This is a genomic window from Streptomyces sp. P5F9, from assembly GCF_057961495.1.
In genome coordinates this window covers 1-18,310 of record NZ_JBXVPZ010000181.1, presented here as the reverse complement: position 1 = coordinate 18,310, position 18,310 = coordinate 1, and the positions used below count along the sequence as shown (strand labels likewise).

Below are 18,310 nucleotides of genomic sequence, written 5' to 3'. Positions count from 1 at the left end.
CCACCAGCACGAGACCGCCAAGGCCCCCGAGCGCTCCCTGGTCCTGGTCTCCGCGCACGCCGAAGCCGGGTCCCCCCAGACCGAGGCCCACCCGCACCCGCACAGCCACGACGACGACCACGCCCACAGTCACGACCGCGGCGACACTCACGGTCACGACCACGAGCACGGCCATGACCACCCCCATCCCCACGGCCATGGCCACACGCACGACCACGACCACGCCGTAGAACACACGCACGGCGGCTTCACCCACACGCACGAAACCGCCCCCACCGTCCGCGGCACGATCCTGCTCGGCTTCGCCGGCGGGCTCGTGCCGAGTCCGTCCGCCGTGGTGGTCCTCGTGGGGGCCGCCGCGCTCGGTCAGGCGTGGTTCGGGCTGCTGCTCGTCGTCGCGTACGGCGTCGGGCTCGCCCTCACCCTCACCGCCGCCGGATTCGCGGTCGTCAAGCTGGGTACAGGGATGAACCGAGTGCTGGACCGGCGCCCCCGCTGGACCACCAGCCCCATGGCGGTGCTGGTCCGCCGGACTTTGCCGCTGGGATCGGCGCTCGTCGTCGTGGCCCTCGGGGTCGGACTGGTGCTCAAGGGGGCGGCATCAGCGCTCGGCTGAGTTACGTTTGGCGAGAATTCGCCGGGCTGCGAATGGGGGGAGCCCATGTCCGAAGATCCGGGCACTGAACGTGTGATCGCGGGCCGCTACCGGCTCCTGTCCCCCCTCGGTGAGGGCGGGATGGGCACGGTGTGGCGGGCCCGCGACGAGGTGCTGCAACGCGAGGTCGCCGTCAAGGAGGTGCGCGCGCCGAGCGGGCTGGCGTCCGACGACGTGGAGCGGATGTACGCCCGTCTTGAGCGCGAGGCGTGGGCGGCGGCGCGGGTCGCCAACCGCAACGTGGTGACGGTGTACGACGTGGCGACGGAGGACGGCCGCCCCTGGATCGTCATGGAGCTGGTGCGGGGCGTGTCCCTGGCCGATCTCCTGGACGCCGAGGGGCCGTTGACCCCGCAGCGGGCCGCGCACATCGGTGCCGAGGTGCTGGCCGCGCTGCGGGCCGCGCACGACGCCGGGGTGCTGCACCGGGACGTGAAACCGGCCAACGTGCTGATGTCGAACGACGGCCGGGTGGTGCTGACCGACTTCGGTATCGCGATGGTGGAGGGCAGTTCGGCGCTCACCATGACGGGTGAGGTCATCGGTTCGCCCGAATTCCTCGCCCCGGAGCGGGCGTTGGGCCGTACGCCCGGTCCCGAGTCCGATCTGTGGGCGCTCGGCGTGCTGCTGTACGCGGCGGTCGAAGGGCACTCGCCGTTCCGCCAGAACACCCCGCTGAGCACTCTGCGGGCCATCGTCGACGAGGAGTTGCCGCCCCCTCGGCTGGCGGGGCCGCTCACCCCGGTCATCGAGGGGCTGCTGCGCAAGGACCCGGCCGAGCGGATGTCCGCGGAGCAGGCGGAGCAGGATCTGCGGCTGGTCGCGGCGGGCGGTACGCCGCGCACGTCCACGGCGCCGACGACGCCGTACTCGCCGACGATGGCGGGGTATCCGCAGGACGGCTACTCCCGGCAGGACTCGCGGACGCCGCCCCAGCCTGTGCAGGGCTTCGGGCCGCCGCCCGACTCCTACTCGACGCCGACGGCCGCGGACGAACCGCCCCGCAACCGGCGGGCGGCCTTCGTGCTGGTCGCGGGGCTGGTCGCGCTGGCCCTGGCGATCGGCGGGCTGACGTACACGCTGATCAATCGGAACAACGACGGGGACGCGAACGCGGGCCAGGGCGCGAGCACTCCCAAGAGCCAGCCCTCGGACGGGACTTCGCCCAGTGCGAGCAGCACGACCACGGCCCCGAGCGACACGCCGAGCCCGAGCAGCAGCAAGTCCTCGTCGGCTCCGCAGTCGGTGAAGGCGACGGTGGAGGGCGCCAACACCGAGTACTCCGGCAGCTGTCCGCCGCCGAACGCGAAGGCGCCGACCTTCACGGCCAGCATCACGGTGGGGAAGCTGCCCGCGGAGGTGTCCTACCGGTGGGTGACGAAGACCGGTTCGGTCTCCGACCCCGGCTGGAAGACGCTGTCGTTCCCGTCGGGCGGCGGGAAGACCAAGCAGGACCGGGTGTTCCTCACGACGTACTCGAACAGCGGGACGTTCCAGAACGAGATCAGTGTCGAGATCCGCAGCCCGGTGAACGAGGAGTCCAACTCCGTGCCGTTCTCGGTGACTTGCGTGGCGGAGACCCCGTCGGACGGGGCCTCCGCGTCGAACTCGGCGACGCCCTCGGAGTGAGAGGGGTCAGACCGCGCTGGTCAGGACCGGCAGATAGCCGCCGGACTGGCCGGCCGCGGTCGGGTGGTACGACTCGCTGATGCTCAGCAGGTTGAGGCTGTGCAGCCAGGAGCTGCCGGAGCAGATCTCGTGGCCGGTGAACGTGGTGCGTACGTCGCCGTAGGTGAAGCCGTGGTCGGCTGCGCGCTTGGCGACGGCGGCGTCGAGGTAGTCGGCCGCGCCGTTGATGGCGGAGCGCTTGGTCGCGGAGAGGCCGAGGCAGGTGGTGCCGAGTTTGTAGAAGCGCGGGTAGCCGAGCACGACCACGTGCGCGGACGGGGCTTTGGCGCTGATCGTCGAGTAGACCTTGTCGAGGAGGCCGGGCAGCGTCGAGTCGACGTACGCCTTCGCGGTGGCGATCCGGCCGAGGCAGGAGCTGTCGGACTGCAGGACGCAGGTCGTCATGACGTCGGCGAAGCCGGCGTCGTTGCCGCCGATGCTGATCGAGACGAGGGCCGTCGAACTGCTGAGGGTGCCGAGCTGGTTGGCGAGAACATCACCCGTACGAGCGCCCGAGCAGGCCTGGAAGTCGAACGTCGAGGGTGAATGCGCGGCCGCCCAGAGGTAGGGGTAGGCCTTGGTGCTGCGGTCGCAGGACCCGCTGGAGCTGATCTTGCTGCCCGCGCCGACACCCGAGGAGTAGGAGTCGCCGAGGGCCACATAGCCGCCGGTGGCGGCCAGTTGGGTCGCCTGCGCCGTCATCGCCCCGGTGAGGGCGAGTGCGGCGGCGAGGAGGAGCGAGGTCACGTATGCCGTAAATCGGGAACGTCTCATGGAACCTCCCTTAGCAGGATCTCTGCCACAACTGTCGTAGCAGTGACGCGCGTTGACGGGAAGTGTGCATGCCAATAGAGGGGCTGACGGAGTGTTTGATTACGTGCTCATGACAGCCCTGTGACAGGCCGTCAACTCCCTTGAACCACACCGGTTCATGACTCAGGCTTTGCTCAGCCTTGGTGCGGAACGCAACGCTCCAGGGTTGTGCGCACGACGACGCGCGCACCCCCACATCCGCGCGCCGACCCGGGCGCGCGCCGCCTGGAGGAGGACTCCCTCGTAATGGCACTCCTGCGTAGCAACAAGCTCCGGCTCGCCGCGATCACCGGCGCCGCCACCGCCGCCCTCGTCGGCGGGCTCACCGCCCTCCCAGCCCAGGCCGCCCCGGCCACGGGCACGGTACTGGCCGCCGGCTCCCCCACAGCCGTCGACGGCAGCTACATCGTCACCCTCAAGAAGAGCGCTGGCCTCAAGGCGTCCTCGGCCGAGGGCAAGGGACTGATCAAGGAGTACGGCGGCACGGTCAAGAAGACGTTCGGCACGGTGCTGAACGGCTACACCGCGAGCCTCTCCGCGACCGAGGCGAAGAGACTCGCCGCCGACCCGGCCGTCGCCGCGGTGGAGCAGAACCAGCGCGTCCACCTGACCGACACCACCCAGTCCAGCGCGCCCTGGGGCCTGGACCGCATCGACCAGGCCGCGCTGCCGCTGTCCGGGACGTACACCTACCCGGACAGCGCGGGCACCGGCGTGACCGTGTACGTCATCGACACCGGCGTCCGGATCACCCACACCCAGATCAGCGGGCGCGCCTCGTACGGCTACGACGCGGTCGACGGCGACACCACCGCCTCCGACGGCAACGGCCACGGCACGCACGTGGCCACGACGATCGCGGGCTCGACGTACGGCGTCGCCAAGAAGGCGACCATCGTGGCGGTCCGGGTGCTCGACAACAGCGGCTCGGGTACGACGGCCGGGGTGATCGCGGGCATCGACTGGGTGACCTCCAATCACACCACGCCGGCCGTCGCCAACATGTCGCTCGGCGGCTCCGCCTCCACCTCGCTCGACACCGCGGTCGCCAACTCCATATCCAGCGGGGTGACGTACGCGGTCGCGGCGGGCAACAGCAGCGCCAACGCCTCCTCGTACTCCCCCGCCCGGGTCTCCACCGCGATCACGGTCGGCGCCACCACCAGCGCGGACGCCAGGGCCAGTTACTCCAACTACGGTTCGGTGCTGGACATCTTCGCGCCCGGCTCGTCGATCCTGGCGGGCTACAACACCAGCGACACCGCCACCGCCACCCTGTCGGGCACCTCGATGGCGACCCCGCACGTGGCCGGCGCGGCGGCCGTCTACCTCTCGGGCCACACCTCGTCCACTCCGGCCCAGGTCGCCACGGCCCTGGTGAACGGCGCCACTTCGGGTGTCGTGACCAGCGCGGGCACCGGTTCGCCGAACAAGCTGCTGAAGCTCGTCCCGTAACACCCGCCCGCTCCACCCGAACAGCCGTTTCCCCGGAGGCAGTACACGCCTCCGGGGAACATCCATTCGGGGATGCGCAAGAACCGGTGCAAGCGGCTTCCGCGCCTTGACGTGCCCGGCCGGGCTGCGCGACATTGAAGTCCGGCATCCGGCGCGCTGGGGGGCAAAGTCGCCAATGCAGACCTTACGCATCAAGAGACCATCCACCGTCGACACCGAGCGGGCACGGCCAGGACCGGGGAGGGACCTGGCACCGCTGCTCGCGGGCGCGGCAGTCGCCGTGGGAGGGGTCGGGGCGCTGCTCGCGCTCGTCGACTCGGGATCACCGTTGCGCGGTCCGTCCGCGCTGTTCTTCCTGTTCGCCGCGCCGGCTTCGGCAATTGCCGCGGTATTGCGCGGACTTGATCCCTTCGGCCGCGTTCTCACCTCGGTGGCGGGCGCGGTGGTCGTCGACATGCTGGTGGCCCAGGGAATGCTGGCCGTGCACCGGTGGTCGGTCGACGGTGGAATCATCACGGTGGCGGTGATCAGTGGCTTGATTTCACTATCGGTATTCATACGGCATATGCCGGGCCGCACAACAGCTGACAAAGTTGTGTAACGGTCAAACCAACAAAAACGTGAGGCCTCGTTCCAGGTCTTGCCATACAGGTTCATTCATCAATACCGTCGTACATCTCACCCGCACTGGTTCATCATCGAGCGGCTCTAGGGGAGGGCTCAAGGACCGCGATGGATCCGGGGCGGGGCGCGGTAGGGGGGTGCCGTGCTCGGTGACCGCATTTGTGACCGAGTCGTCCGCGCGGCCGGCTTTCATGTTTTCCGGGGGTCGACCAGTTTTGCCAGCTCACCACGCGTGCGCGGAGATCCATATTCTTCGTGGCGTCTGTGAGAACCCCCCTTTCGAACCGGAGCACAGAGCTGGGCCGCCCAGGGGCGGGCGGTCCGCCGGACGAGAGGGATCAGATTCGTGAGTTCCGTTCTGCGCCCAGCGACATCGGGCCAAGATCCGCTAATGTCGACCAAATACCGGCCGATCTCCTCTCACCTGGCGATCACACCGCCGGTGAGCGTGGTGATTCCCGCCATGAATGAGGCGGAGAATCTCCCCTACGTCTTCAAGACACTTCCCGCATGGATTCACGAAGTGGTTCTTGTGGACGGCAATTCCACCGACAACACCGTCGAGGTGGCCCGCGAGCTGTGGCCCGGGGTCAAGGTCGTCGAACAGCAGGGCAAGGGCAAGGGGGATGCCCTGATCACCGGGTTCGAGGCCTGCAGCGGCGACATCATCGTGATGGTCGACGCGGACGGTTCGGCCGACGGGCACGAGATCGTCAGCTATGTCTCCGCCCTCGTCTCGGGCGCGGACTTCGCCAAGGGCTCACGCTTCGCCAACGGCGGCGGCACGGACGACATGACGTTCATCCGCAAGCTCGGCAACTGGGCGCTGTGCACGATCGTCAACCGCAAGTTCGGCGCCCGCTACACCGATCTCTGCTACGGATACAACGCGTTCTGGCGGCACTGCCTCGACAAGATCGACCTCGACTGCACCGGCTTCGAGATCGAGACACTTATCAACATCCGGGTGGTCAAGGCCGGTCTCAAGGTGCAGGAGATCCCCAGCCACGAGTACCTCCGTATCCACGGCACGAGCAATCTGCGCGCCGTGCGGGACGGGATCCGGGTACTCAAGGTGATCCTCAAGGAGCGCTCCAACCGGCGTGCGCTGCGCCGTCGTTCACACTCAACGATGATCGACACGCTCGACCCGCAACGCGATCCGCAGCTCGACCCGCAGCTCAACTCGGTCCGGGGAGAGGTGTCTTGAGCAGTCCCGACATCTCTGTCGTGATCTGCGTCTACACCGAGGACCGCTGGGAGGACATCCTCGCGGCGGTCTCCTCGGTGCGGGCGCAGTCACGGCCCGCGCTGGAGACGTTGCTGGTCGTCGACCACAACCCCGCTCTCCTGGACCGACTCACCAGGGAGTACAAGGACGTTGCGGAAACCGGCGAGGTCCACGTGCTGGCGAACGCGGGCCCGCGCGGTCTGTCCGCGGGCCGCAACACCGGCATCGCCGCCTCACACGGCGAGGTCATCGCCTTCCTCGACGACGACGCCGTGGCCGAGCGGGAGTGGCTGCGGCACTTCGCCGAGGCGTACACCGATCCGAAGGTGATGGCCGTCGGCGGCCGCACGATGCCCATCTGGGCGTCGGGCCGCCGGCCCGCCTGGTTCCCCGAGGAGTTCGACTGGGTGGTGGGCTGCACGTACAAGGGCCTGCCGCCGGGCCGGGTCCGGGTGCGCAACGTCCTCGGTGGCAACGCCTCGTTCCGGCGTACGGCGTTCGACGCGGCCGGCGGCTTCGCGACCGGCATCGGGCGCGACGGCGACAAGCGTCCGCTGGGCGGCGAGGAGACGGAACTCTGCATCCGGCTCACCCGGGCCAGGCCGGACGCGGTGCTGCTGATCGACGACCGCGCGGTGATCCACCACCGGGTGCCCGCGGTGCGCGAGCACTTCGGATACTTCCGCACGCGCACCTACGCCGAGGGTCTCTCCAAGGCGCTGGTGGCCCGAAGTGTGGGCGCCGACAAGGGACTTGAGTCGGAGCGCCGGTACACCACCCGGGTCCTGCCGGCCGGAGTCGTCCGCGGACTGCGCGACGCCGTGTTCGCCCGGCCGGGCGGCGCGGGCCGGGCGGCCGCGATCGTCGCGGGGGTGTTCACGGCGGCGGGCGGCTATGTCGTCGGGAGCATCAGGGCCCGACGCGGCGGGGCCACCTACGCGGTGGTGGAGATCGAGGGGGACGCGTACGAGCGCGGAGGCGGGCGCGGCGGCGGCAACGAGCGCGGGGGTCGGACATGAGCACGGGGAGGCACGCGGACGCGGGGAGGCACGCGGGCATGGGAACACACCCGAACGCGCGGACGCACCCAGGCGCGAGGAGCCAGCCGGGCGTGGGGACGCACCCGGACGCGGGAGCGGACACGGGCATGGAGGCGCACCCGAACGCGGGAGCGGACACGCGCGCGGGCGCGGGGACGAACCCGGACGCAGGGAGGCACCCCGACGCGGAAAGGCACCCGGGCACGGGGACGCACCCGAACACGGGAGCGGACACGCGCGCGGGGACACACCCGAACGCAGGAAGGTACCCCGACGCGGTGAGGCGCCCGGGCACGGGAACGCACCCGAACGCGCTGACGCGCCCAGGCGCGGAGGCGGCAACGAGCACGGGGGTCGGCCATGAGTGACACACCGGTGCCGATCCTGATGTACCACTCGGTCGCCGCCGCCCCGAACGACGCCACCCGCGCCCTGTCCGTCGCGCCCGAGGCGTTCGCCGAGCAGCTGGCACTCCTCGGCGACCTGAACTTCACCCCCATCAACACGGCTGATCTGGCCGCTAGTTGGCGCTCCGGCAAACCGCTGCCCGAGCGGCCGGTCCTGATCACCTTCGACGACGGCTACGAGGGCGTGCACCGGCACGCGCTCCCCGCGCTCGCCCAACACGGCTTCGCCGCAACCCTGTTCGTCTCCACCGGCTGGATCCGGGGCGCCCACGACACCGGCGGCGGCCTGGACACCATGCTCGACTGGGACCAGGTGCGCGAACTCGCGGACGCGGACGTCGAGATCGGCGGCCACAGCCACACCCACCCGCAGCTCGACCAGCTCGACGACGACACCCTGCGCACGGAGCTGGTCCGCTGCAAGGAGATCGTCGCCGACGAACTCGGCTCCGTACCCGTCTCGTTCGCGTATCCCTACGGCTACTCCAGCCACCGGGTGCGCGGCGCGGTGCGCGAGGCGGGGTTCGCGCAGGCGCTCGCCGTCGGCAACGACCTCGCCCGGCGCCGACAGGGGCCGTACGCGCTGCGGCGGGTGACCGTGCGCCGCAGTACGGGAGTCGAGGAGTTCGAGCGGCTCGTCGAGGGCCGTGCGATCGCCCGCAACTTCGCCAGGGACCGTGCCCTCACCCAGGGCTACGCCATGGTCCGCAGAGCCCGACAGGTCCGCCGGAAGGCCATCCGTTCCCGTGTCTGACACGACGACCACCACCCAGGACGCGGCGCCCGGGACCGAGGCGCCCCAGCAGACGGGGCGCCGGCTGCGCCTGCCGGGGAAGGGCAGGTCCCCCGGCGGCAGCCCGCTGTTCCGCAACGCCTATGCCCTGATGCTCAACACCGGGATCTCCGCGGTGCTGGGCCTCGGCTACTGGCTGATCGCCGCCCACTACTACTCGCCGTCCGCGGTCGGCCAGGGCTCGGCGGCGATCGCCGCGATGAAGCTCCTCGCCGGGCTCACGGCGGTCACGCTGACCGGCGCCCTGGCCCGCTTCATCCCGGTCGCCGGACGCGCCACCGGGCGCCTCATCTTCCGTACGTACGTCGGCAGTTCGGTCGTCGTCGCGCTTGCGGCCGGGGTCTTCCTGCTGACCCTGAACACGTGGGGACCCTCGTACCGCTTTCTGCACGGGCCGGTCAACGGCCTCGGCTTCATCCTGGCGATCGTCGCCTGGAACGTGCTCACGCTCCAGGACGGCGTACTGACCGGGCTGCGCAGCGCGCCCTGGGTGCCGGTGGGCAACACGGTGTTCTCCGCGGTGAAGTTGGCGCTGCTCGTCGGGCTGGCCTCGGTGCTCGCCACGAGCGGTGTCTTCGTGTCCTGGGTCGCCGCGATCGCCTTCTCCGTGGTGCCGCTCGGCTGGCTGGTGTTCCGGCGGCTGGTGCCCCGGCACATCAAGGCGACCGAGGAGCACGCGAGGCCGCCGACGCTGCGGGAGATCGGGCGGTTCCTCGCCGGTGACTACACCGGCTCGCTGTTCTCGCTCGCCGTGGTCTACCTCGTGCCGGTGATCATCGCCTCGCAGGTCAGCTCCGAGGACAACGCGTATTTCTACATCACCACGACGATAGGCGGCACGGTCAACCTGCTCGCCATCAACATGGGCGCCTCGCTGACCGTCGAGGGCTCCCACGACCCGGCGCGCATCGCCGCCAACACCCGGGCCGCGCTCAAGCGCATGGCCCGGATCATGCTGCCGATCTGCGGGCTGCTGTTCATCGGCGCCCCGTACATCCTGGGCGTGTTCGGCACGGGCTACGCGGACGCGGCGACGCCGCTGCTGCGCTGGTTCGCGGTGGGCGCGCTGCTGCGGGTCCTCATGGAGACGTACTTCGCGGTGCTGCGCGCGCAGAGCCGCACGAGTGGACTCGCCTGGCTTCAGGGCCTGTTGTGCGTCCTGGTGCTCAGTCTGACGCTGCTGCTGCTCCCCCGCATGGGCCTGACCGGCGCGGGCGTCGCCGAGATCTCCAGCCTCGCGGTGATCGTGGCGATCGCCGCGCCCAGACTCTTCAAGACGCTACGGGCCGCACCGGCCGCGGAGTTGCCCGAGGACGCGGCACCCGACGGCGACCTCGCCGACCTGGGGGCACGCGAGGTCCCGGCCCCCGCACCGCGCCGTCGGGGCCCGGCCTGGGCGCTCGACTCCGACACCCTCGCGCTCGGCATCCACGTCGACTTCGACCACCTGGAACGCCGGCCGGACGTACGCCCGGGCCCCGGCACCCCGCCCACCGGCACGCCCATCGTGTCCGGCGAGCAGCGGCCGACCTGGGCGCTCGGCATCAAGCGGTCCGAGACCGTCGGACTGCCGGTGGAGGAACGGGAGCCCGGCTCGGAGTCCTCGCTGAGCCCGTCCGCCGAGCCGGAGGTGGACGCGCCGTTCGAGCCCGCCAACGGCTCCGACCGGGTGGTCGTATCGGAGGAATCGCTCGTACGGGAACAGGCCCGGGAGGACGCGGCGGAGAAGGAGCGGGAGGCACAGGAGTCCGAAGTGCCGCCACCCGCCCGCCCGTTGTCCCTGCGCGAGCGTCTCGTGCCCACACGGCCCGGTGTCGTCCTCGGCTGTCTGCTGGTCGCCGCGCTGCTCCTGTACTGGGTGCCCGCGGCGCGGCTCGGCGAGTCCGACCTGGACCGCATGGGCGGGCTCGGCCTGATCTCGGTTCTGCCGCTGCCCACGCTGGTCGGGGCCGCGCTGCTGATCACGGTGTTCGCCGCGCTGCTGTGGCTGGGCCGCGAGCACAAGGCGCTGCTGCTGATCACCCTGCTCGCGACCGTGATCTCGCTGCACGCGCTGCCCGCGGTGATCGAGACCGAGCCGCGTTTCCCGACGGCCTGGCAGCACCTCGGGTTCATCGACTACATCGACCGCACCGGGTCGGCCGTGCCCGACCTGGACGCGCGCTGGAGCTGGCCGGGCTTCTTCGCGGTGGCCGCGTTCGTCGGCAAGGCGTGCGGGGTCACCGACTGGTCCGAGGTGATCCGCTGGTGGCCCACGGCCATCCAACTCGCCTATCTGGCACCGATGTTCCTGCTGGTCCGCTCGCTGCGGGCGAGCTGGCGCGCGAAGTGGACCGGCATCTGGATCTTCGTGCTCAGCGGCTGGGTCGGCCAGGACTACTTCTCCCCGCAGGGCTTCACCTTCCTGCTCTATCTGGCCTTCGTGGCCATCCTGTTGGTCTGGTTCCGGGCACCACACGTCCTGTGGACGAAGATGCGCCCCGGCGAGGCGGAGGTCGAACCCACCGACCGGCGCCAACAGGCCGTCCTGCTCCTGGTGTTGATCGGCCTGTTCGCGGCGAGCGTCCCGGCCCACCAGCTCACGCCGTTCGTGATGCTGGGCGTGCTCACCGTCCTCGTCCTGATCGGCCGCTCCGAACTCCGCGGCCTGCCCATCCTGTTCGGGGTGCTGGTCGCGGTCTGGCTCGGTTTCATGGCCGAGCCGTACTGGTCCGGACACTTCAACGACCTCTTCGGCGGGGTCGGCGGCGTCGGCAGCAATGTCTCGACGTCCGTCTCCGGCCGTATCCAGGGCGGCAGTTCGACCCACAAGCTGGTCCTCTACACCCGCGTCCTGCTGGCCGGCGGCGTCATGACCTTCGCCTGTTGGGGCTGGTGGCGCCGCCGCGACCACAAATACCGCGAACGCTCCCTCCTCGTCCTCACCTTCGTCCCGTTCCTGGGCTTCGGCATGCAGTCCTACGGCGGCGAGATGGCGCTGCGCGTCTTCATGTTCGCGGTGCCCGGCGCGGCCCTGCTCGCGGGCCTCGCCCTCTTCCCGCGCACCGGCGCCACCGCCAAGGAGCGCGAGAAGGACCGCGTGAGCCTCGCCCCGCTGGCCGCCCTGCTCGCCGGACTGCTGCTCATGGGCGGCTTCCTGGTGGCCCGTTGGGGCAACGAGGGCTTCGAGCGGGTGCGGCCTGGCGAGGTCGCGGCCATGAACTACGTGTACGCCCACGACAAGCCGACCGTACGGCTGCTGTGGCTGAGCGACGACACGATCAACGACGTGACGCCGGCGATGCCGTGGGGCGCGAAGGACATGGAGCGGGTCAACTACGTCCCGACACTGGCCCCTTCGGACCCGGTGCTGGTGTCCGGTCTGGTCAAGGCGCTCAAGGACGCGGGCCCGAACTCGTATCTGATGCTCAACAAGAGCCAGGTCGTCTCGCTCCAGCTGGACGCGGGCTACTCGGCGGCCTGGGAGTCCCGGCTCATCCAGAACCTGGACAACCGGCAGGAGTTGAAGAAGGTCCTCGTCAACGCCGACGTGACCATGTACTCCCTGCGCGAGCAGCCGGCCGGCGCGGTCCCGAAGCCCGATCCCGGGCCGATCGGACCGCAGATCACCTGGACGCCGTGGTCGGTGGTCGGCGCGCTCGCCGCCCTCGCACTGATCCTGATGCTGACGGCCCGCGAGGTCGTCCGGGTCGCGGTCCGGCCGAGTGTGCGTCAACTGCGGTGGCTGCAGAGCAGTTTCTGGTTCTCGCTGCCTCTGCTGGCCGTGCTGCTGGCCTCGCTGGTGCAGCGGTTCCTGACCATGAAGTGACCGTGAGGCAGCGGAGTTCCGGGGTTCACGGGGTCAAGTGGCTTATCGCGTCAGCCACTTGACCCCGTAGGCCGCCATGTCGAACTGCTTGCCGTCGACCTTCGCGCTGATCTGCCGGTCCAGGGTGTTCACGACCAGGATCGTCCTGTCGGTGGCGAGGACCCGTACGTTGGGCACGTCGTCGGCGGCGACCGACACGGTCTCGTACGTGGTGCCGGGCCCGAAGGCCGCGTCGAAGCGGGAGACCAGGTCGTACATGGGGAGTTGCCTCCCGCCGTCGGAACCGTCGGTCGGCGTCCACAGGCAGCCCGCGCAGTCCGTGCCCTTCTCGTCCTCCGGGTTCCAGTAGAAGCCGGAGGTGGCGCCACCCTTGGCCATGGCGATCATGCCGGTGGCCTGGACGGCGACGCGGTGGGTCTCGGACCAGCCCTTGCGGTCGTCGTTGCCGTCGGCGGGCTCGACGTAGTACTCGGCCCACCACAGCGGCAGATCGTGCGTCTGCTCACGGATCCACTCGCTCACGGCCGTCAGCTTGTCGGTGGCCCCGAACTCGTTGGGCAGCAGGTCGTCGTCGTTGGTGTAGCTGGAGCCGTCGACGACCACGAAGTCCGCGCCGGCCTTGTGCTTGTTCCAGTAGTCGAAGGCGTCGATGATCCGCTGGTCCATCGCGCCCCAACTGCCCTTGAACGTACTGGAGGCGTTCGCGTCGCGCGGGTCCACGCTGTCCATCACGAGGTACGGCCCGCCGACCATGATCTTCGGGTTGACCTTCTTCAGCGCCTTGTAGACCAGGTTGTAGAGCCGGGTGTAACCCTCGTAGTCCCAGCGCTGTTCGGCGTTGTTCCAGAAGCCCTTGAACTCGTTCCACACGATGAAGTGGGTGACGTCCGGGTACCGCTTGGCGACGGTCGCGGCGAGCGCGGCGTAGTCGGCGTAGTGGTCGGGCTTCGGCGCCGTCTCCAGCGATGCCTGGCTCCAGTCGGTGTTGTCGGCACCGGACTTGCCGCCCTTCATCCAGTCCGGGGAGCAGCACAGCGTGATGACCGGGGTACCGCCCGACTTGCGCATGAAGTCGACACGGCGGTCCAGGGCGCCGAAGTCGTAACGCCCCTTCACCGGCTCGGGGTTGTCGGCGCCCCAGCCCATGATGGCCTGGTCCTGCGGGAGTTGGGACTTCGCCAGCAGCCCCTCGACGCGTTCGGTCGCGGTGTCACTGCCCTCGTCGGCGCTGTACTGGGTGTGGGTGAAGCCCCAGCCGACCTCGGGCCGGTCCTCGTCGGGCGGGGTCGCCGGGGTGCCGTGCACCTTGTCGCCGTCGCGCGAGGTGCCGACGGTGCTTCCGCCACCGGGAAGCGTGTTGATCAGGGTCACGATCAGCGCCAGTGCGGCCACTCCCACGCCGAGCAGCGCGGTGAGCCGCCACCGCAGTGCCCCCGAATTCCACCCATGACGTCCCATCAAGGACAACAGTAACGTCGGTGCCGGGCGGTGGGGCAGGTCTCCGCGTGCACAGCCTTGTAACAGGTCGGAGGGGATACACGGCGGACACACTCGGGAGACGGCGGACCCAGTCAGGACACAACGGATGCACCGGACGGAGGCGACACTGGGGGGCGCACTGCGGAAAGCGGGTGCACACGGCGTCCGTGTGCCGGATCATGGCCCCATGTCCGCTAACCCACACGACGCTCTGCCGATCCGGCTCAACGTCGACGACTCCGACTCCCCGTCCGACGTCGTCGACGCGCTGTTCCTCGGCCGCTTCGCGACGGGCGAGCAGCCGTACTCGCACGCGGCGAACATCGACCGCGTCCGGGCCGGGGCGACCCTGCTCCCGCCGGGCGCCCGCGTGCTGCGCGCCGCCCGCGACGACGACCGCAGCGCGACCCTCGCCGAGGGCGACGGCTGGACCCTGCTGATCTCCCGCTGGAACCGCGGCGCCGACGTGACGGTGACGGCGACCAGCGAGGAGCTCGCCGAGAAGGTCCTCGACCAGGCGACCGACGGCGCGGCGGACGAACCCGAACCGCAGCCGGAGAACGTGACGATGGGGTTCTGGTACGTCTCCCCCCGGCGCGGCCCGCACCGGACGACCCGGCAGATCTCGGCGGGCACGTGGGACGAGGTGCGCCCCAACTACACGCGTCCGGTGGCCGATGCGATGGACACCCTGATGAAGACGACCCCGGAGGACATCGCGGGCCGGCTGCTGTTGCTGCACGGCCCACCGGGCACCGGCAAGACCTCGGCGCTGCGCACGCTGGCGCGTTCCTGGCGGGACTGGTGCCAGGTGGACTGCGTGCTGGACCCGGAGCGGCTGTTCAGCGACGTCGGTTATCTGATGGACATCGCGATCGGCGAGGACGACACGACGGGGAAAGGGCGTTGGCGGCTCCTCCTCCTTGAGGACTGCGACGAGCTGATCCGCGGCGAGGCGAAGCACACGGCGGGCCAGGCCCTGTCCCGGCTCCTCAACCTCACGGACGGCCTCCTCGGCCAGGGCCGCAACGTCCTGGTCGGCGTCACCACCAACGAGGACCTGGAGCGCCTCCACCCCGCCGTCGTCCGCCCCGGCCGCTGCCTCGCCCGCATCGAGGTCGGCCCCCTCACCCGCAAGGAGTCGGCCGACTGGCTCGGCACGGAGGAGGGCTTGGGCCGCGAGGGCGCGACCCTGGCGGAGCTGTACGCCCTGCGCCGGGGCACGCAGCCGACATCGGTACCGGACCAACGGGAGGGCGCGGACGCGGGGTTGTACTTGTGACGACACCGGCTCCGCCACGCCGGTAGCCACGTCGGCCGCGCCGCTCTTTCGACAACACCGGCCGCACTACGCCTCCACCCGGCCGGCATGTGTCTCCGCCGCAACGGCGCTCAGCCACAACGGCGCATCTGGGGGTCCCCCCACGCCCTTAAGGCAGTGGGGGAGGTGCCGAACTCACCTCACCCCTCCCCATAAGCCGCCCGCAGGGCATCCCGCACAGCCGCCACCGCATCCCCCTCCGCAAGCCCCAACCGCCGCACCTTCTCCGCATACGCCTGCGCGGCCAACGACGCCTCACGCTCGGCCGCCGAGCCCGCGGCAGCGACAAACGTTCCGTTGCGTCCGCGCGTCTCGATCACCCCGTCCGCCTCCAGGGCCCGGTACGCCTTGGCGACCGTGTTCGCGGCGAGCCCGAGCGACTCGGCCAGCCCCCGGACGGTGGGCAGCCGGTACCCCACCGGCAGCACCCCCGCCCGCGCCTGCTCGGAGATCTGCGCCCGCACCTGCTCGTACGGTGCCGCACTGTCGTCGATGTGGATCTTCAAGGTCACGGCCCGATTGTCCCGCACCCGCCGGAGAACGTGCCCACCGTGAAGAACGCACCGTCCGGAAAATGAGAGGCACTCCGGCGCGGCTCCGCCGTAGCGTGCGGCCCCATGACCGTGATCGCACGCGACCTGCGCCCCGATGTCCGGGCCGACCTGGACGGTTTCGTCGAGGTCCGCCGACTCGCCCTCCCCTACATGCTGTTCACCCCGGAGTCCGTCGCCCACGACATCGCCCACGCCCACCCGGAGGCCGCGCTGCGCAGGCTGGTCGCGGAGGAGGACGGGGAGATCATCGGCACGGCCCAGGTCGGCATCGCCTACGACAGCCCGGAACCGGACCGGGGCTTCGTCAACGTGTACGTGCACCCGGAGCGGACGCGCCGGGGCGCGGGCTCGCTCCTGGCCCGCGCCGCCGAGGAGCACCTGGCCGCCCAGGGCGCGACCAGGCTCTACGCCTGGGTCCTGGACGAGCCGGCCAACCACGCCTTCGCCGAACGCTTCGGCTATACGGCGAGCCGTTCCGCGTACTTCCTCCGCCTGGACCTGGCCCACGGCACCCTGCCACCGCTGCAGACCCCGCCGCCGGACGTGGAGATCCGCCCGGGCTCGGACTTCGCCGAGGACCCGCGCCCCCTGTTCGAGCTGGACGCGGAGACGATGGCCGACGAACCCAGCGACATCGGCGTCGAGTTCACCGACTACCGGACCTGGCTGGACGGCACCTGGCAACACCCGCTGTTCAGCCAGGAGTTGACATCCGTGGCCCTCGTCGACGGACGCCCCGCGGCCTTCAGCGCCGCCCGCACGGACGGCGGCACCCGCTACGGCACGGTCATGACGGGCACCGCCCGCGCCCACCGCGGCCGGGGCCTCGCCAAGCTCGCCAAGAACGACTCCCTGCACCGCGCCCGTGCCGCCGGCTACACGGAGGCGTTCACGGGCAACGACACCGGCAACGGCCCGATGCTCGCGATCAACACCTGGTTCGGCTACGAGACCTGCGCCACGGAGGTGCGCTATGTCCATGAACTCACCTGATCCCCTTCGCCGGTTGGACGTCGTCCTCGTCAAGGCGGGCCGCACGAAGATCCGTTACGCGGCGGAGCTGCTCTTCGACGACGGCACCCGCCTCGCCGTCCGCGCCCCGTGGGCCGGTGACGGCGTCCGCGACTTCGGCTTCGTGCGCTTCGAGCGCGGCGACGTGTTCACCGAGTACTACTGGCGGGACCGCTGGTACGCGGTGAAGGAAGTCCGGGACGGCGCCGGGGAGTTGAAGGGCTGGTACTGCGACATCACCCGCCCCGCCACGCTCTCCGGCGCCGAACTCGTCGTGGAGGACCTCGACCTGGACCTGTGGATCTCCGCCGACGGCACGGACGTACGGCGGCTGGACGAGGACGAGTTCGAGGAGAGCGGGCTGGCCGTGTCGGACCCCGCGGCCGCGGCGGCGGCCGTGGCCGCCCTCGACGAGCTGGAGAGGCTGGCCCGTGAGGGCGGGTTCGACGCGCTGGTGGCGTGACGGCGGGCGGGCTCGCTCAGGGGACGGCGGGGATGGCCACCACCGCGTACCTCTCGTCGTCCACGTCCTTCCCCCACAGCAGCAGGTCGTCCGACAGCCGCTCCACGTGCACGTACCCGGCCAGGGGCGCCAGGAGTTCGGTGAGGCGGTCGGCGGGGATGCCGGCCGGGCTGACCGTGCCCCAGACGCCCTCGACCAGCACGAGCCGGCCGCCGGGGCGCAGCAGTCCGCGCCAGTGCCGCAGGACCCGGGCGGGGTCGGGCAGCGCCCAGAGCACATGCCGTACGAGGACGACGTCGAAGCGCTGCTCGCCCACCGGAGGTGCCGCCGCGTCACCGACCAGGAACGCCGCGTCACGGCCGGCCAGCTTCGCGCGGGCCAGGTCCACCATCGCCGGGGACAGGTCGACTCCGGTGACGTGGTGCCCCTGCTCGGACGCGAGGAGCGACAGGCTGCCGGTGCCGCAGCCGAGGTCGAGGATGTCGGCGGCGCTGTCGGGCAGCCAGCCGCGCAGCCGGTCGGCCCAGGCCCGGCGGATCTCCGGGTCGCGCAGGCCGTGATCGGGCTCTTCGTCGAAGGCGGCCGCCTCCGCGTCCCAGTCGAAGTTCGGTACAGGTTTGCTCATGCGCCCAGCGTGACACCCGCCACTGACAGTCCCATCGTGACAGCCGCCACAGACAGACCCGCGCCGATGAGTCACTCTCCCCGGAACGGTCTACCCCGTGAGAACACGACCCCGGGTGGACACAAGGAGGCAGCCATGCGCCGCGTGACCGTGCAGAAGCCCCTGAAGAAGTCGGACACGCGCCGTGTGCGCGAGGAGCCCGACGAACGCCCCGCGGAGCGCCCGGAGATCCGCAAGGACATCGCCCGAACCTGGTGGCCGGACGGCTGAGCCGGCCGGGGAACCACTAGGCCGTGTCCGCAAAGTCCCGCCGTCCGCCCGGAGGGCGGGCTCCGCGGCGTTCGGTGCGTGCTCTGGGGGTCC

General features: G+C 70.6%; 16 protein-coding genes. 12 read left to right on the top strand and 4 right to left on the bottom strand.

From position 1 onward, the window contains the following. Both AC31A1_RS26435 and AC31A1_RS26430 read left to right on the top strand, forming a co-directional pair. A partial coding sequence (locus AC31A1_RS26435) for an urease accessory protein UreH domain-containing protein (protein WP_489655720.1) occupies positions 1-616 on the top strand: 616 nt, incomplete at its 5' end. Positions 617-661: 45 nt separating this feature from the next. Further along, positions 662-2,284 carry a serine/threonine-protein kinase gene (locus AC31A1_RS26430; RefSeq protein WP_489655719.1) on the top strand — a complete coding sequence of 541 codons (1,623 nt, stop codon included), beginning with the start codon at positions 662-664 and terminating at the stop codon, positions 2,282-2,284. A gap of 6 nt (positions 2,285-2,290) precedes the next feature. On the opposite strand, the gene AC31A1_RS26425 is transcribed toward AC31A1_RS26430, so the two are convergent. After that, entirely contained in the window at positions 2,291-3,097 is an 807-nt protein-coding gene (locus tag AC31A1_RS26425; RefSeq protein ID WP_489655718.1) for an SGNH/GDSL hydrolase family protein, read from the bottom strand. Positions 3,098-3,382: 285 nt separating this feature from the next. On the opposite strand from AC31A1_RS26425, the gene AC31A1_RS26420 reads away from it, so the two are divergent. The 6 genes from AC31A1_RS26420 to AC31A1_RS26395 all read left to right on the top strand — a co-directional run bounded on the left by AC31A1_RS26420 (position 3,383) and on the right by AC31A1_RS26395 (position 12,494). Next, positions 3,383-4,591 (top strand): S8 family peptidase, encoded by a 1,209-nt coding sequence (locus AC31A1_RS26420; protein WP_489655717.1) that lies wholly within the window; start codon positions 3,383-3,385, stop codon positions 4,589-4,591. 175 nt (positions 4,592-4,766) lie between these two features. Beyond that, entirely contained in the window at positions 4,767-5,192 is a 426-nt protein-coding gene (locus tag AC31A1_RS26415) for a hypothetical protein (RefSeq protein WP_489655716.1), read from the top strand. Positions 5,193-5,561: 369 nt separating this feature from the next. Further along, entirely contained in the window at positions 5,562-6,425 is an 864-nt protein-coding gene (locus AC31A1_RS26410) for a glycosyltransferase family 2 protein (RefSeq protein ID WP_489655715.1), read from the top strand. Then, entirely contained in the window at positions 6,422-7,465 is a 1,044-nt protein-coding gene (locus AC31A1_RS26405; protein ID WP_489655714.1) for a glycosyltransferase family 2 protein, read from the top strand. Before AC31A1_RS26410 ends, AC31A1_RS26405 begins: the two co-directional genes overlap by 4 nt. Before the next feature lie 381 nt (positions 7,466-7,846). Continuing rightward, the gene (locus AC31A1_RS26400; protein WP_489655713.1) at positions 7,847-8,647 is read left to right on the top strand and encodes a polysaccharide deacetylase family protein; all 801 of its coding nucleotides are present in this window, start codon (positions 7,847-7,849) and stop codon (positions 8,645-8,647) included. Then, complete coding sequence (locus tag AC31A1_RS26395; RefSeq protein WP_489655712.1) at positions 8,640-12,494, top strand: lipopolysaccharide biosynthesis protein; 3,855 nt, start codon at positions 8,640-8,642, stop codon at positions 12,492-12,494. Before AC31A1_RS26400 ends, AC31A1_RS26395 begins: the two co-directional genes overlap by 8 nt. A gap of 42 nt (positions 12,495-12,536) precedes the next feature. On the opposite strand, the gene AC31A1_RS26390 is transcribed toward AC31A1_RS26395, so the two are convergent. Then, positions 12,537-13,952 carry a GH39 family glycosyl hydrolase gene (locus AC31A1_RS26390; protein WP_489655711.1) on the bottom strand — a complete coding sequence of 472 codons (1,416 nt, stop codon included), beginning with the start codon at positions 13,950-13,952 and terminating at the stop codon, positions 12,537-12,539. Positions 13,953-14,160: 208 nt separating this feature from the next. Here AC31A1_RS26390 and AC31A1_RS26385 point away from each other — a divergent pair, with 208 nt between their 5' ends. Beyond that, the gene (locus tag AC31A1_RS26385) at positions 14,161-15,255 is read left to right on the top strand and encodes a DUF5925 domain-containing protein (protein WP_489655710.1); all 1,095 of its coding nucleotides are present in this window, start codon (positions 14,161-14,163) and stop codon (positions 15,253-15,255) included. A 179-nt stretch (positions 15,256-15,434) separates the two neighbouring features. On the opposite strand, the gene AC31A1_RS26380 is transcribed toward AC31A1_RS26385, so the two are convergent. Continuing rightward, positions 15,435-15,806: a GntR family transcriptional regulator gene (locus tag AC31A1_RS26380; protein ID WP_266767199.1), complete on the bottom strand. Its 372-nt coding sequence runs from the start codon at positions 15,804-15,806 to the stop codon at positions 15,435-15,437. Positions 15,807-15,911: 105 nt separating this feature from the next. Here AC31A1_RS26380 and AC31A1_RS26375 point away from each other — a divergent pair, with 105 nt between their 5' ends. Both AC31A1_RS26375 and AC31A1_RS26370 read left to right on the top strand, forming a co-directional pair. Continuing rightward, positions 15,912-16,841: a GNAT family N-acetyltransferase gene (locus AC31A1_RS26375; protein WP_489655709.1), complete on the top strand. Its 930-nt coding sequence runs from the start codon at positions 15,912-15,914 to the stop codon at positions 16,839-16,841. Continuing rightward, positions 16,822-17,322: a ribonuclease FAU-1 family protein gene (locus AC31A1_RS26370; RefSeq protein ID WP_489655708.1), complete on the top strand. Its 501-nt coding sequence runs from the start codon at positions 16,822-16,824 to the stop codon at positions 17,320-17,322. Before AC31A1_RS26375 ends, AC31A1_RS26370 begins: the two co-directional genes overlap by 20 nt. Positions 17,323-17,338: 16 nt before the next feature. On the opposite strand, the gene AC31A1_RS26365 is transcribed toward AC31A1_RS26370, so the two are convergent. Beyond that, a complete protein-coding gene (locus AC31A1_RS26365) occupies positions 17,339-17,947 on the bottom strand; it encodes a class I SAM-dependent methyltransferase (protein WP_489655707.1) in 609 nt (202 codons plus the stop codon). 135 nt (positions 17,948-18,082) lie between these two features. Here AC31A1_RS26365 and AC31A1_RS26360 point away from each other — a divergent pair, with 135 nt between their 5' ends. Next, a complete protein-coding gene (locus AC31A1_RS26360) occupies positions 18,083-18,217 on the top strand; it encodes a hypothetical protein (protein ID WP_393760164.1) in 135 nt (44 codons plus the stop codon). The last annotated feature ends 93 nt before the right edge of the window (positions 18,218-18,310 follow it).

What these genes read in the sequence shown, in the direction of transcription:
- AC31A1_RS26415 (WP_489655716.1), top strand. Translation starts at nt 4,767, where the DNA reads ATGCAGACCTTACGCATCAAGAGACCATCCACCGTCGACACCGAGCGG.
- AC31A1_RS26375 (WP_489655709.1), top strand. Translation starts at nt 15,912, where the DNA reads ATGACCGTGATCGCACGCGACCTGCGCCCCGATGTCCGGGCCGACCTG.
- AC31A1_RS26425 (WP_489655718.1), bottom strand. Translation starts at nt 3,097, where the DNA reads ATGAGACGTTCCCGATTTACGGCATACGTGACCTCGCTCCTCCTCGCC.
- AC31A1_RS26400 (WP_489655713.1), top strand. Translation starts at nt 7,847, where the DNA reads ATGAGTGACACACCGGTGCCGATCCTGATGTACCACTCGGTCGCCGCC.
- AC31A1_RS26420 (WP_489655717.1), top strand. Translation starts at nt 3,383, where the DNA reads ATGGCACTCCTGCGTAGCAACAAGCTCCGGCTCGCCGCGATCACCGGC.
- AC31A1_RS26430 (WP_489655719.1), top strand. Translation starts at nt 662, where the DNA reads ATGTCCGAAGATCCGGGCACTGAACGTGTGATCGCGGGCCGCTACCGG.
- AC31A1_RS26390 (WP_489655711.1), bottom strand. Translation starts at nt 13,952, where the DNA reads ATGGGACGTCATGGGTGGAATTCGGGGGCACTGCGGTGGCGGCTCACC.
- AC31A1_RS26365 (WP_489655707.1), bottom strand. Translation starts at nt 17,947, where the DNA reads ATGAGCAAACCTGTACCGAACTTCGACTGGGACGCGGAGGCGGCCGCC.
- AC31A1_RS26370 (WP_489655708.1), top strand. Translation starts at nt 16,822, where the DNA reads ATGTCCATGAACTCACCTGATCCCCTTCGCCGGTTGGACGTCGTCCTC.
- AC31A1_RS26360 (WP_393760164.1), top strand. Translation starts at nt 18,083, where the DNA reads ATGCGCCGCGTGACCGTGCAGAAGCCCCTGAAGAAGTCGGACACGCGC.
- AC31A1_RS26385 (WP_489655710.1), top strand. Translation starts at nt 14,161, where the DNA reads ATGTCCGCTAACCCACACGACGCTCTGCCGATCCGGCTCAACGTCGAC.